Raw genomic sequence first — 13372 nt, forward strand, 5'->3', positions numbered from 1 at the left:
CAGCATGGGACAAAAGACAAATCCAATTGGAAATAGACTTGGTATCATCAGAGGGTGGGACTCAAACTGGTATGGTGGAAATGATTACGGTGATAAACTTGCCGAAGATCACAAAATCAGAAAGTATATCCACGCTCGTTTATCAAAAGCTAGTGTATCTAAAGTAATCATCGAGAGAACTTTGAAACTTGTAACCGTTACTATCACTACTGCTAGACCTGGTATCATTATCGGAAAAGGTGGACAAGAGGTAGACAAGTTGAAAGAAGAACTTAAGAAAGTTACTGACAAAGAGGTTCAAATCAACATCTTTGAAATCAAAAGACCTGAATTAGATGCTTATCTTGTGGCGACAAGCATCGCTCGTCAAATCGAAAGCCGTATTTCTTACAGACGTGCAATCAAAATGGCTATTGCTGCTTCTATGCGTATGAACGCTGAGGGTATCAAAGTTTTGATTTCTGGTCGTTTGAATGGTGCTGAGATGGCGCGTTCAGAAGGTTTCAAAGAAGGTAGAATTCCTCTATCAACTTTCAGAGCTGATATTGATTATGCTTTGGCTGAAGCTCACACTACTTACGGTAGAATGGGTATCAAAGTATGGATCATGAAAGGTGAAGTTTATGGAAAGAGAGATCTTTCTCCGCTTGCAGGAATGGATAAAAAACAATCTGGAACTGGTGGTGGTAAAGGTGGCGATTCTCCTAGAGGAGATAGAAAGCCTTTTAATAAAGGTGGAAAACCAGACGCTCGTAAACGAAAGTAAATTTTTAAACTAAAGAAAAATGTTACAGCCTAAAAGAACAAAATACCGTAAGGTACAAAAAGGTAAAATGAAAGGTAACTCTCAAAGAGGGCATGAACTTTCTAATGGAATGTTTGGTATTAAATCTGTACATGAAGATGGAATGTTCTTAACTTCTCGTCAAATCGAAGCTGCGCGTATTGCTGCAACTCGTTTTATGAAGAGAGAGGGACAATTATGGATCAAAATATTTCCAGACAAACCAATTACTAAGAAGCCTCTTGAGGTACGTATGGGTAAAGGTAAAGGTGCCGTTGAATATTGGGCTGCCGTTGTTAAACCCGGAAGAATTATGTTTGAAGTTGGAGGAGTTCCTTTATCAGTTGCAAAAGAGGCTTTACGTCTTGCAGCTCAAAAGCTTCCAGTAAAAACTAAATTCGTCGTTGCTAGAGATTTCGAAGCATAATTAAATTTATATTATGAAACAATCAGAAATAAAAGATCTTTCTGCAGCGGAGTTGCAAGAAAAACTTAGTCAAACTAAGAAAATATATGCTGACCTAAAAATGGCTCACGCTATTTCTCCAATTGAGAACCCACTTCAAATTAGAAGTGTAAGAAGAACAGTTGCAAGATTGGCTACAGAGTTAACTAAAAGAGAGTTACAATAATTGTATTCTGCTGAAAGATGGAAGAAAAAAGAAATTTAAGAAAAGAAAGAATAGGTGTTGTTACTTCAAATAAAATGGATAAGTCTATTGTTATTGCTGAAGTAAGAAAAGTAAAACACCCGTTATACGGTAAGTTCGTGTTGAAAACAAAGAAATACGTTGCACACGACGAAACAAACGACTGTAACATTGGAGATACTGTAAGAATTAGCGAAACGCGTCCTTTAAGTAAAACAAAATGTTGGAGATTAGTTGAAATCTTAGAAAGAGCTAAATAATTATGGTACAACAGGAATCAAGACTAAAAGTAGCAGATAACACGGGAGCAAAAGAAGTTTTAACTATCCGTGTTTTAGGAGGTACCAAAAGAAGGTATGCCTCTGTTGGTGACAAGATTGTAGTATCTATTAAAGATGCAACTCCTAACGGTAACGTTAAAAAAGGAGCTGTTTCAACTGCAGTTGTTGTACGTACCAAAAAAGAAGTGAGAAGAGCTGATGGTTCTTATATCCGTTTCGATGATAATGCATGTGTTCTTTTGAACGCTGCAGGGGAAATGAGAGGAACTCGTGTTTTTGGTCCGGTAGCAAGAGAACTTCGTGAAAAACAATTCATGAAAATTGTATCATTAGCACCAGAAGTGCTTTAATTCGTTTTTAAGATGATAAAGCTAAAAATAAAATCAGGAGATATCGTAAGAGTTATTGCTGGAGACCATAAAGGTGCTGAAGGTAAAGTTCTACGTGTTTACCGTGAGAAAAATAAAGCGATAGTTGAAGGTGTAAACATGGTTTCGAAACATACAAAACCAAGTGCTAAAAACCCTCAAGGTGGTATCGTTAAGAAAGAAGCTTCTATACAAATATCTAACATTTCACTAATTGATCCTAAAACTAAGGAAACAACTAGAGTTGGTATTAGAGTAGAAGGAGATAAGAAAGTAAGATTTTCAAAAAAATCTAATCAAGTACTATAGTAATGGCATATACACCTAGACTAAAAGAAGAATATAAGAGTAGGGTAATCTCTGCTCTTAAAGAGGAATTCGGATATACAAACGTAATGCAAGTTCCAAAACTTGAAAAAATCGTTTTGAGCCGTGGAGTTGGTGCAGCTGTATCTGATAAAAAACTTATTGACTATGCAGTTGATGAGTTGACAAAGATCACTGGACAAAAAGCAGTATCTACAATTTCAAAGAAAGACGTTGCGTCATTCAAATTGAGAAAAGGGATGCCTATTGGAGCAAAAGTTACTTTACGTGGTGAAAGAATGTATGAGTTTTTAGATAGACTTATTACTTCTGCTTTACCACGCGTTAGAGATTTTAGTGGTATCAAAGCTACTGGTTTCGACGGAAGAGGTAATTACAACCTTGGAGTTTTAGAGCAAATCATTTTCCCAGAAATTGATATTGACAAAGTAAACAAAATTTCAGGAATGGATATTACATTTGTTACTACTGCTCAAACAGACAAGGAAGCAAAGTCATTATTGGCTGAATTAGGATTACCTTTTAAAAAGAATTAAGACATGGCTAAAGAATCAATGAAAGCCCGTGAGGTGAAAAGAGAGAAAACGGTAGCTAAGTATGCTGAGAAAAGAAAAGCTTTGAAAGAAGCTGGAGATTTTGAAGGTTTACAAAAATTACCTAAAAATGCTTCACCAGTTCGTTTGCACAATCGTTGTAAATTAACAGGTAGACCAAGAGGTTATATTCGTCAGTTTGGTATTTCACGTGTAACTTTCCGTGAGATGGCTAATAATGGATTAATTCCTGGAGTTAAAAAGGCGTCTTGGTAATCTCGCAATAAGTTACTACTTTTGCAAACCAAAAAATAATTTTAATTGATTAAAGGTTCGGGAGGCGAGTGCCTCCCGAAAACCATAGTCGCAATCAAATACATATGTATACAGATCCTATTGCAGATTATTTGACTAGAGTTCGTAACGCTGTGGCTGCAAACCACAAAGTTGTTGAAATTCCAGCTTCTAATCTAAAAAAAGAAATAACTAAGATCTTATTTGATCAAGGTTATATCTTGAGTTACAAATTTGAAGACAACTCTGTACAGGGTTCGATCAAAATTGCTTTGAAGTATGATAAAGATACTAAAGAGCCTGTAATTAAAGATATCCAAAGAATTAGTAAACCTGGTTTACGTAAATATGCAGGTGCTGCCAAATTACCAAGAATCCTTAACGGATTAGGAATTGCTATTGTTTCAACTTCAAAAGGTCTTATGACTGGAAAGCAAGCGAAACAATTAAATGTAGGTGGTGAAGTAATTTGTTACGTATACTAATTTTAAAGACTAAATAAGATGTCAAGAATAGGTAAAAGCCCAGTTGTAATCGTTGCGGGAGTAACTGTTGAAGTTAAGGACGGTATCGTTACAGTAAAAGGAAAAAAAGGTCAACTAACTCAGGAGTTTTCGGACATTACTGTAAAAGTTGAAGGCGATCAGGTTTTATTAGAGAGATCGTCTGATCATAAAGACCAAAGAGCAAAACACGGATTATACAGATCATTAATCAATAACATGATTATTGGTGTATCTGAAGGTTTTACTAAAGAACTTGAATTAGTTGGAGTTGGTTATAGAGCTTCAAACCAAGGTCAAAAGCTAGATTTAGCTCTTGGATATTCTCACAATATTGTTTTGGAAATTGCTCCGGAAGTAGCTTTAGAAACAATATCTGAAAAAGGTAAAAACCCTATCGTAAAATTAACATCATTTGACAAACAACTTTTAGGACAGGTTGCTGCGAAAATCAGAGGTTTCCGTAAGCCTGAGCCATACAAAGGAAAAGGTGTTAAATTTGTGGGTGAAGTATTAAGAAGAAAAGCAGGTAAATCAGCTTAAAAAATAAGATTATGTCATTAACAAAATCTGATAGAAGACAGAGAATTAGATTCAGAATTAGAAAATCGATTAGTGGTACTGCTACTAACCCAAGACTATCTGTATTTAGAAGTAACAAAGAAATTTACGCTCAAATTATTGATGACGTGAATGGAGTTACTTTATTAGCTGCATCTTCAAGAGAAAAAGAAATAGGAAAAGGTACTAACGTTGAAGTAGCTGCTGCTGTTGGAAAATTAGTTGCAGAGAAAGCGTTAAAAGCCGGGATTGATACCATCACTTTTGATAGAGGTGGATATTTGTATCACGGTCGTATTAAATCATTAGCAGAAGGCGCAAGAGCGGCTGGACTTAAATTCTAATATATTATGTCTAAATACAAAAATGTAGAATTGGTAAAACCAAGTGGTCTTGAACTTAAAGATCGTCTGGTAAGTGTTAATCGTGTTACTAAGGTTACAAAAGGTGGTAGAGCTTTCGGTTTTTCTGCTATTGTAGTTGTAGGTGATGAAAATGGAGTAGTTGGTCATGGATTAGGAAAATCTAAAGACGTTTCTGAAGCAATTGCGAAAGCAGTAGAAGATGCTAAGAAAAATTTAGTAAAAATTCCTTTGAACGGACAATCTGTTCCTCACGAACAAAAAGGTAAATTTGGTGGTGCACGTGTATACTTAATTCCTGCCTCTCATGGTACAGGAGTTATTGCTGGTGGAGCTGTTCGTTCAGTTCTTGAGTCAGTAGGTATTCATGATGTATTATCTAAATCTCAAGGATCATCAAATCCTCATAACGTGGTAAAAGCAACTTTTGATGCTTTATTACAAATGAGAAGCGCTTACACTGTTGCAAAACAAAGAGGTGTTTCTTTAGAAAAAGTTTTTAAAGGTTAATTCAAGGAAATTATGGCTAAATTATTAGTAAAACAAGTAAGAAGCAAAATCAACTGTCCTCTTTCTCAAAAGAGAGGTTTGGAAGCTTTAGGTCTACGTAAAATGGGACAAGTTGTAGAGCATGATTCAAATCCTGCTATCCTTGGGATGATAAACAAAGTTAAACACTTAGTTTCTGTCGAAGAAGCTAAATAACAAATACTGTTATGAATTTAAGTAACTTACAACCAGCTGAAGGGTCAACACACAATCAAAATAAAAGATTAGGTAGAGGAGAAGGTTCTGGAAAAGGTGGTACTTCTGCAAGAGGTCACAAAGGAGCAAAATCTCGTTCTGGTTATTCTAAAAAGATTGGTTTTGAGGGAGGGCAAATGCCACTTCAAAGACGTGTGCCTAAGTTTGGTTTCACAAACATCAATCGTAAAGAATACGAAGGTGTTAATTTAGATACGCTTCAATTACTAGTAGACAATGGTGTGATTACTGATTCTGTTTCTATGACAGATTACGTAGCAAATCGTCTAGCTACCAAAAATGAAATCGTTAAGATTTTAGGTAGAGGAGAATTGAAAGCAAAATTAAAAGTAACTGCCCACAAATTTACCGCTACTGCAAAAGCTGCTATTGAAGCTGCTGGTGGAGAAGCTGTAACTATATAACTTATCTACTAAGATGAAGAAATTTATTGAATCAATAAGTAATGTTTGGAAAATCGAAGAACTGAAAAACAGAATCTTAATTACATTAGGATTGCTTTTAGTATATCGTTTTGGTGCACACGTAACGCTACCTGGAATTGACGCAACTCAATTAACAGGTTTAGCGGGACAAACTAAACAAGGTTTAGGATCAATCCTGGACATGTTTACAGGAGGTGCTTTCTCTAAAGCTTCAGTTTTTGCTTTAGGTATTATGCCTTATATTTCTGCATCTATTGTTGTTCAGTTAATGGGAATTGCTATTCCTTATTTGCAAAAACTTCAAAACGATGGAGAGAGTGGTAGAAAAAAGATTAATCAAATCACTCGTTGGTTGACTATAGCTATTACACTGGTTCAAGGTCCAACTTATATTTATAATTTATACAGAACGTTACCTGGAAGTGCATTCTTACTAGGCTTTAATTCACCTGAATTTTTGTTTTCGTCTGTTATCATCTTGGTTACTGGTACTATTTTTGCTATGTGGCTTGGGGAAAAAATTACAGATAAAGGTATTGGAAATGGAATTTCATTATTGATTATGGTTGGTATTTTGGCGCGTTTACCGCAAGCTTTTATTCAAGAGTTTACAACCAGAGTTACCAATAACAATGGTGGTCCAATGTTGTTAGTTATTGAAATTATTGTTTGGTTATTAGTAATCATTTCTTGTGTATTGCTTACAATGGCAGTACGTAGAATTCCTGTTCAATACGCTCGTCGTACAACAAGTGGGGATTATGAACAAGATTTAGCAGGTGGTAATAGACAGTGGATTCCTCTTAAGCTTAATGCTTCTGGGGTTATGCCAATCATTTTTGCTCAGGCAATTATGTTTATACCTGCAGCTGTAGCTGGATTGTCTAAATCAGACACATCACAATCTATTGTTGGCGCGTTTAGTAATATGTTCGGATTTTGGTATAACTTTGTATTTGCAACTTTAATTATTGTATTTACATTTTTCTATACTGCGATCACTGTACCTACTAACAAAATGGCCGATGATTTGAAAAGAAGTGGTGGTTTTATTCCTGGCGTTCGTCCGGGAGCTGAAACTTCTGAATTTCTTGATAAAGTGATGTCTTTAATAACTTTCCCAGGATCTTTATTCCTTGCTTTGATTGCTGTGTTCCCAGCTATTGTTGTAAGTATTATGGATGTACAACAATCTTGGGCAATGTTTTTTGGAGGTACCTCGTTAATAATTATGGTTGGAGTTGCAATAGATACTATTCAACAAATCAATTCATACTTGTTAAACAAACATTATGATGGTTTAATGAAGACTGGTAAAAATAGAAAAGCAGTAGCTTAATTTTTATATGGCAAAACAATCAGCAATAGAACAAGACGGATCAATCATCGAAGCATTATCAAATGCGATGTTCCGTGTGGAGTTAGAAAATGGACATATCGTAATTGCTCATATTTCTGGAAAAATGCGTATGCATTACATCAAGTTATTACCTGGTGATAAAGTGAAACTAGAAATGAGTCCTTATGATTTGTCAAAAGCAAGAATTACTTATCGATATTAAAGGATATTCACTATGAAAGTTAGAGCATCAGTAAAAAAGAGAAGTCCCGAGTGCATCATTGTGCGTAGAAAAGGGAGATTGTACGTAATAAACAAAAAGAATCCTAGATTTAAACAAAGACAAGGATAATTATGGCAAGAATAGCAGGGGTAGATATCCCAAAAAATAAAAGAGGTGTTATAGCACTTACCTATATCTTTGGATTAGGAAGAAGTAGAGCTATTGAGATTTTAGAAAAAGCTCAAGTTAGCCAAGACAAAAAAGTTCAAGATTGGAATGATGACGAGATCGGAGCAATTCGTGAAGCTGTTGGAGCATTCAAAATTGAAGGAGAATTACGTTCTGAAGTTTCTTTAAACATCAAACGTTTAATGGATATTGGTTGTTACAGAGGTATCCGTCATAGATCTGGTCTTCCGTTAAGAGGGCAAAGAACTAAAAACAACTCTAGAACAAGAAAAGGTAAAAGAAAAACTGTTGCTAACAAGAAAAAAGCAACTAAATAATAAGTAATATGGCTAAAGCAACTGCAAAAAAACGTAAAGTTATCGTTGAATCAACGGGAGAAGCTCATATTTCTGCTACCTTCAATAACATCATCATTTCTTTGACTAACAAAAAAGGTGAAGTTATTTCTTGGTCTTCAGCTGGTAAAATGGGTTTTAGAGGTTCTAAAAAGAATACTCCATACGCAGCCCAAATGGCAGCAGAAGATTGTAGTAAAGTAGCTCTTGAAGCTGGACTTAAAAAAGTGAAAGTTTATGTAAAAGGACCAGGAAACGGACGTGAGTCTGCTATCCGTTCTATTCATAACGGTGGAATTGAAGTTACAGAGATTATCGATGTTACTCCAATGCCTCACAACGGATGTCGTCCTCCAAAAAGACGTAGAGTTTAATTTATTTATTATAGTATAACAAGGTAGAATATAGATTATCGAAGGATTTGACCTGAATTCATAATCTCTACCTTAAATTTAAATTTTTTTAGAAATGGCAAGATATACTGGTCCAAAAACTAGAATTGCTCGTAAATTTGGCGAAGCAATCTTCGGAGATGATAAATCTTTCGAAAAAAGAAATTACCCACCTGGACAACACGGGATGGCTAAAAAAAGAGGTAAAAAATCTGAGTACGCTGTTCAGTTAATGGAAAAGCAAAAAGCTAAATATTCTTACGGAATTTTAGAAAAACAATTCAGAAATTTATTCAAAAAAGCATCAGCTACTAAAGGTGTTACTGGTGAAGTTCTTTTACAATTATGTGAAGCAAGATTAGATAACGTTGTTTTTAGAATGGGTATCGCTCCTTCTAGAAGAGGTGCTAGACAATTAGTTTCTCACAGACACGTTACTGTTAATGGTGAAGTTGTAAATATCGCTTCTTACCACCTTAAGCCTGGTGATAAAGTTGCAGTTCGTGAAAAATCTAAATCTTTAGAAGCTATCGAACGTTCTTTATCAAATTCAAGTCATGTTTATGAATGGATTACATGGAACAATGATCTTAAAGAAGGAACTTTCGTTTCTGTACCTGCAAGACTTCAAATTCCAGAAAACATTAAAGAACAATTAATCGTAGAGTTGTACAACAAATAATAATTGACTTAGTCGAAATTTATGGCAATATTTAATTTTCAAAAGCCCGATAAAGTTATCATGATCGATTCAACCGATTTTGAAGGTAAATTCGAATTTAGACCTTTAGAACCTGGTTATGGATTGACAGTTGGTAATGCACTTAGAAGAGTTTTGCTTTCAGCATTAGAAGGTTATGCAATTACATCTGTTCGTATCGAAGGTGTAGATCATGAGTTTTCTACTATTTCAGGTGTTGTTGAAGATGTTACCGAAATTATCCTTAATCTAAAACAAGTACGTTTCAAACGTCAAATTGAAGATATCGATAATGAAGCAGTTACAATTTCTGTTTCTGGTAAAGATCAATTAACAGCAGGTGATTTTCAGAAATTTATTTCAGGTTTCCAAGTTCTGAATCCAGACTTAGTTATCTGTAATTTAGATTCTAAAATCAAATTGAACTTCGATTTAACAATCGAAAAAGGTAGAGGATATGTTCCTGCTGAGGAGAACAAAAAACAGAACGCTGCAATTGGTACCATTTTTACAGACTCTATTTTTACTCCGGTAAAAAATGTAAAATATGCAATTGAAAACTTCCGTGTTGAGCAAAAGACAGATTATGAGAAATTAGTTTTTGAAATCAAAACTGATGGATCTATTAATCCAAAAGATGCTCTTACTGAAGCTGCTAAAGTTTTAATTCACCACTTCATGTTATTTTCTGACGAAAGAATTACACTCGAGGCTGACGAAATTGCACAAACAGAATCGTATGATGAAGAGTCATTGCATATGAGACAATTGCTTAAAACTAAGCTTGTTGATATGGATTTATCTGTGAGAGCATTAAATTGCTTGAAAGCGGCTGAAGTTGATACACTTGGTGATTTAGTATCGTTCAATAAAAATGACCTAATGAAATTCCGTAATTTTGGTAAAAAATCTTTAACTGAGCTAGATGAACTTGTAGCGGTTAAGAATTTAACTTTCGGAATGGACTTAGCTAAATACAAATTAGATAAAGAATAATTCAATCCGCCACGGCGGATTAAATTTAAAATAGCAATGAGACACGGAAAAAAATTCAATCACTTAAGCAGACAGACTGGACATAGAAAAGCTATGTTAGCTAATATGGCTTGTTCTCTTATTGAGCACAAACGTATTAACACTACTGTTGCTAAGGCTAAAGCGCTTAAACAATTCGTTGAGCCTTTAATCACAAAATCAAAAGAAGATACGACTCACAATCGTCGTATTGTTTTTGCTTACTTACGTAGTAAATATGCGGTAACTGACTTGTTCAGAGACGTAGCTGCTAAAGTTGGAGACCGTCCAGGTGGATACACTCGTATCATTAAAGTTGGAAATCGTTTGGGAGATAATGCTGATATGGCAATGATCGAACTTGTAGATTTCAATGAACTTTACAATGGAGGTAAAAAAGAAGTTAAAAAAGCAAAAAGCCGTCGTGGTGGTAAAGCAAAAAAAGCTGATGAGACTTCTGAGGCTCCAGCTGCTGAGTCAGAAACGACTACTGAAGCTTCTGAATAATTATGAAAGTAATGATTCTATAGAAATCAAGGATAAGCTAATTTTTAGTTTATCCTTTTTTTTTAGATTTTTTTTAAAAATTAGTTTGAAATATAACTTATTTCGAAACTTAGGTTTTAATTTTATCAATGAAATTTTTAAAAAATCTTGGAAGCACTGTTTTAAAGAAGTAAATTTGCAAAATATCTAATTACAAATAAAGCAAGCTTTACTGGTTTTATAGGACGATTAAAAACAATAGAAATTAAATAATGAAATACACTACACGACAAAGCGCCATTTTATTACTAAGTGATGGGACTATTTTTCACGGAAAATCTATCGGTATTAGCGGTAAAACTTTTGGTGAAGTTTGTTTTAATACTGGAATGACCGGATATCAGGAGATTTTTACAGATCCTTCCTATTTTGGTCAAATTATGGTTGCAACTAATCCTCATATTGGAAATTATGGTGTTAATGATTTAGAAATTGAATCAGATAGCATCAAAATTTCAGGTTTAGTTTGTAAAAACTTTAGTTTTAATTATTCAAGAGAAGATTCTTCCGGAAGTTTAGAAGATTATTTTATAAAAGAAAATCTAATCTGTATTTCTGATGTTGATACCCGTGCATTGGTAAGTTATATCCGTGATAATGGAGCTATGAATGCTGTTATTTGTACAGATGGTACTTCTATTGAAGATTTGAAAAAAGAGTTGGCCAATGTGCCAAACATGGAAGGTCTGGAGTTGGCGTCGAAAGTATCAACTACTGAACCTTATTTTTTTGGTGATCAAAATGCTACCTATAAAATTTCTGCCTTAGATTTAGGGATCAAAAAGAATATTCTAAGAAACCTGGCTAAGAGAGATTGTTATATTAAAGTGTTTCCATATAACTCAACTTATAAAGATTTAGCTGAGTTTAACCCGGATGGTTATTTCTTGTCAAATGGTCCTGGAGATCCGGATCCCCTTTTTGGTGCTATTGAAGTAGCAAAAGAAATTTTAGCTAATGATAATCCTTTGTTTGGTATTTGTTTGGGGCACCAAGTAATTGCTTTGGCAAATGGTGTTCAGACTTACAAAATGTTCAATGGTCACAGAGGTATCAATCATCCTGTTAAAAATCTAATAACAGGGAAAGGTGAGATTACTTCGCAAAATCATGGTTTTGCTGTTAATAAAGAAGCATTGGATAATCACCCGGATTTAGAGATAACACATCTTCATTTAAATGATGGGACTGTAGCGGGTATGCGTATGAAAAATAAGAATTGTTTTTCAGTGCAGTATCACCCCGAAGCAAGTCCTGGACCTCATGATTCATCTTATTTGTTTGATCAGTTTGTTGAGAATATAAAACTAGCTACTGCTAAAACGATATAGTTAATAAATAAAGCTGTTTAATGGTTAAAATGCATTTTTACTATTAAAAATTTTTATAATTTCGAAAAAAAATATAATTTATTAATAAAAAACAAAAATAATGAGTATTATAATTAAAGTTCACGCAAGACAAATTTTTGATTCCAGAGGTAATCCTACTATTGAGGTTGATGTAATTACTGAAAATGGAGTTTTAGGAAGAGCTGCTGTTCCTTCTGGGGCATCAACTGGAGAACATGAGGCTGTTGAATTACGTGACGGAGGAAAAGCTTTCTTAGGAAAAGGAGTTTTGAATGCAGTGAACAATGTAAATACTGTTATTGCTGAAGAATTAGTTGGAACTTCTGTTTTCGAACAAAATACAATTGATCAATTAATGATCGATTTAGATGGTACACCAAACAAATCTAAATTGGGAGCTAACGCTATCTTGGGGGTTTCTTTGGCTGCTGCAAAAGCTGCTGCTAACGAACTTGGATTGCCTTTATACAGATATGTAGGTGGAGTTTCTGCTAATACATTACCTGTACCAATGATGAATATCATCAATGGAGGTTCTCACTCTGATGCGCCTATTGCATTTCAAGAGTTTATGATTTTCCCTGTAAAGGCAACTTCTTTCTCTCACTCTATGCAAATGGGAACTGAGATTTTTCACAGCTTGAAAAAAGTTTTACACGACAGGGGTTTAAGTACTGCTGTTGGTGACGAAGGTGGTTTTGCTCCAAACTTAGCTGGTGGAACTGAAGATGCTTTAGATACTATCAAAAAAGCAGTTGAAAATGCTGGTTATACTTTTGGTGACGAAATTATGATTGCTCTTGACTGTGCTTCTGCTGAATTTTATGTAAACGGTAAATACGATTACTCTAAATTTGAAGGAGAAACTGGTAAAGTAAGGTCTTCTGCAGAGCAAGTTGAGTACTTAGCTGAATTAGTGGCTAAATACCCAATTATCTCAATCGAAGACGGAATGGATGAAAATGACTGGGATGGTTGGAAACTTCTTACTGAAAAAATTGGACACAAAGTTCAATTAGTAGGTGATGATTTATTCGTTACAAATGTGGAACGTCTTTCAACTGGAATTGAAAAAGGAATTGCTAATTCAATTTTAGTAAAAGTAAATCAAATTGGTACTTTAACAGAAACTATCGCAGCTGTTAATATGGCTAAAAATGCAGGATATACTTCAGTAATGTCTCACCGTTCAGGAGAAACAGAAGATAATACAATTGCTGATTTAGCTGTAGCATTAAACTGTGGTCAAATTAAAACAGGTTCTGCTTCTCGTTCTGATCGTATGGCAAAATACAATCAATTATTAAGAATCGAAGAAGAGTTAGGAAGTACTGCTTATTTCCCGGGATTAAATGCTTTTAAGATTAAATAATTTTGTAAGACTTATGTCTTAAATTTAAACCATTCGCTTGCGCGAATGGTTTTTTTT

The 13372-nt window shown here is 34.6% G+C and carries 24 protein-coding genes; all 24 read left to right on the top strand.

The features are described 5' to 3' along the window. Nucleotides 1–4: 4 nt before the first annotated feature. The 24 genes from rpsC (at nt 5) to eno (ending at nt 13315) form a co-directional block, all read left to right on the top strand. On the top strand, nt 5–766 hold the full coding sequence (gene rpsC / locus NJT12_RS03890; protein WP_007803635.1) for a 30S ribosomal protein S3: 762 nt from the start codon (nt 5–7) through the stop codon (nt 764–766). Between the two features lie 19 nt (nt 767–785). Then, nucleotides 786–1211, top strand: a complete 426-nt coding sequence (gene rplP, locus NJT12_RS03895; RefSeq protein WP_007803637.1) for a 50S ribosomal protein L16 — start codon at nt 786–788, stop codon at nt 1209–1211. 13 nt (nt 1212–1224) lie between these two features. Further along, nucleotides 1225–1416, top strand: a complete 192-nt coding sequence (gene rpmC, locus NJT12_RS03900) for a 50S ribosomal protein L29 (protein WP_007803639.1) — start codon at nt 1225–1227, stop codon at nt 1414–1416. A gap of 17 nt (nt 1417–1433) precedes the next feature. Then, nucleotides 1434–1694: a 30S ribosomal protein S17 gene (rpsQ, locus tag NJT12_RS03905; protein WP_007803646.1), complete on the top strand. Its 261-nt coding sequence runs from the start codon at nt 1434–1436 to the stop codon at nt 1692–1694. Between the two features lie 2 nt (nt 1695–1696). Continuing rightward, entirely contained in the window at nt 1697–2065 is a 369-nt protein-coding gene (rplN, locus tag NJT12_RS03910; protein ID WP_007803649.1) for a 50S ribosomal protein L14, read from the top strand. A 12-nt stretch (nt 2066–2077) separates the two neighbouring features. Further along, a complete protein-coding gene (rplX, locus tag NJT12_RS03915) occupies nt 2078–2392 on the top strand; it encodes a 50S ribosomal protein L24 (RefSeq protein ID WP_007803650.1) in 315 nt (104 codons plus the stop codon). Between the two features lie 2 nt (nt 2393–2394). After that, nucleotides 2395–2946, top strand: coding sequence for a 50S ribosomal protein L5 (rplE, locus tag NJT12_RS03920; protein WP_035619635.1), 552 nt, complete (start codon nt 2395–2397; stop codon nt 2944–2946). Nucleotides 2947–2949: 3 nt separating this feature from the next. Continuing rightward, the gene (gene rpsN, locus NJT12_RS03925) at nt 2950–3219 is read left to right on the top strand and encodes a 30S ribosomal protein S14 (protein ID WP_007803655.1); all 270 of its coding nucleotides are present in this window, start codon (nt 2950–2952) and stop codon (nt 3217–3219) included. A gap of 104 nt (nt 3220–3323) precedes the next feature. Next, the gene (gene rpsH / locus NJT12_RS03930) at nt 3324–3722 is read left to right on the top strand and encodes a 30S ribosomal protein S8 (RefSeq protein WP_017495014.1); all 399 of its coding nucleotides are present in this window, start codon (nt 3324–3326) and stop codon (nt 3720–3722) included. An 18-nt stretch (nt 3723–3740) separates the two neighbouring features. Beyond that, nucleotides 3741–4283 (top strand): 50S ribosomal protein L6, encoded by a 543-nt coding sequence (gene rplF / locus NJT12_RS03935; protein ID WP_213300745.1) that lies wholly within the window; start codon nt 3741–3743, stop codon nt 4281–4283. Between the two features lie 11 nt (nt 4284–4294). Further along, complete coding sequence (rplR, locus tag NJT12_RS03940; RefSeq protein WP_271334612.1) at nt 4295–4645, top strand: 50S ribosomal protein L18; 351 nt, start codon at nt 4295–4297, stop codon at nt 4643–4645. Nucleotides 4646–4648: 3 nt separating this feature from the next. Beyond that, nucleotides 4649–5173 (top strand): 30S ribosomal protein S5, encoded by a 525-nt coding sequence (gene rpsE / locus NJT12_RS03945; RefSeq protein ID WP_140507259.1) that lies wholly within the window; start codon nt 4649–4651, stop codon nt 5171–5173. 12 nt (nt 5174–5185) lie between these two features. Beyond that, complete coding sequence (gene rpmD / locus NJT12_RS03950; RefSeq protein ID WP_017495010.1) at nt 5186–5368, top strand: 50S ribosomal protein L30; 183 nt, start codon at nt 5186–5188, stop codon at nt 5366–5368. Nucleotides 5369–5379: 11 nt separating this feature from the next. After that, on the top strand, nt 5380–5832 hold the full coding sequence (gene rplO, locus NJT12_RS03955) for a 50S ribosomal protein L15 (protein ID WP_007803667.1): 453 nt from the start codon (nt 5380–5382) through the stop codon (nt 5830–5832). Between the two features lie 13 nt (nt 5833–5845). Continuing rightward, nucleotides 5846–7192 carry a preprotein translocase subunit SecY gene (secY, locus tag NJT12_RS03960; RefSeq protein WP_072960632.1) on the top strand — a complete coding sequence of 449 codons (1347 nt, stop codon included), beginning with the start codon at nt 5846–5848 and terminating at the stop codon, nt 7190–7192. Nucleotides 7193–7199: 7 nt separating this feature from the next. Further along, nucleotides 7200–7415 (top strand): translation initiation factor IF-1, encoded by a 216-nt coding sequence (gene infA, locus NJT12_RS03965; RefSeq protein WP_007136545.1) that lies wholly within the window; start codon nt 7200–7202, stop codon nt 7413–7415. Nucleotides 7416–7427: 12 nt separating this feature from the next. Next, complete coding sequence (ykgO, locus tag NJT12_RS03970; protein WP_072945378.1) at nt 7428–7544, top strand: type B 50S ribosomal protein L36; 117 nt, start codon at nt 7428–7430, stop codon at nt 7542–7544. A gap of 2 nt (nt 7545–7546) precedes the next feature. Continuing rightward, nucleotides 7547–7921 carry a 30S ribosomal protein S13 gene (gene rpsM / locus NJT12_RS03975; RefSeq protein WP_056245953.1) on the top strand — a complete coding sequence of 125 codons (375 nt, stop codon included), beginning with the start codon at nt 7547–7549 and terminating at the stop codon, nt 7919–7921. An 8-nt stretch (nt 7922–7929) separates the two neighbouring features. Beyond that, the gene (rpsK, locus tag NJT12_RS03980) at nt 7930–8313 is read left to right on the top strand and encodes a 30S ribosomal protein S11 (RefSeq protein ID WP_007803677.1); all 384 of its coding nucleotides are present in this window, start codon (nt 7930–7932) and stop codon (nt 8311–8313) included. 94 nt (nt 8314–8407) lie between these two features. Further along, complete coding sequence (gene rpsD, locus NJT12_RS03985; RefSeq protein ID WP_026982953.1) at nt 8408–9013, top strand: 30S ribosomal protein S4; 606 nt, start codon at nt 8408–8410, stop codon at nt 9011–9013. A gap of 21 nt (nt 9014–9034) precedes the next feature. Next, a complete protein-coding gene (locus tag NJT12_RS03990; protein ID WP_026109818.1) occupies nt 9035–10027 on the top strand; it encodes a DNA-directed RNA polymerase subunit alpha in 993 nt (330 codons plus the stop codon). A 36-nt stretch (nt 10028–10063) separates the two neighbouring features. Further along, nucleotides 10064–10552: a 50S ribosomal protein L17 gene (gene rplQ, locus NJT12_RS03995; RefSeq protein ID WP_271334613.1), complete on the top strand. Its 489-nt coding sequence runs from the start codon at nt 10064–10066 to the stop codon at nt 10550–10552. Nucleotides 10553–10803: 251 nt separating this feature from the next. After that, nucleotides 10804–11922, top strand: a complete 1119-nt coding sequence (carA, locus tag NJT12_RS04000; protein WP_271334614.1) for a glutamine-hydrolyzing carbamoyl-phosphate synthase small subunit — start codon at nt 10804–10806, stop codon at nt 11920–11922. Between the two features lie 100 nt (nt 11923–12022). After that, nucleotides 12023–13315, top strand: coding sequence for a phosphopyruvate hydratase (gene eno, locus NJT12_RS04005; RefSeq protein ID WP_271334615.1), 1293 nt, complete (start codon nt 12023–12025; stop codon nt 13313–13315). Nucleotides 13316–13372: the final 57 nt, after the last annotated feature.

The sequence above is a fragment of the Flavobacterium azizsancarii genome, from assembly GCF_027980145.1.
GTDB lineage: Bacteria > Bacteroidota > Bacteroidia > Flavobacteriales > Flavobacteriaceae > Flavobacterium > Flavobacterium azizsancarii.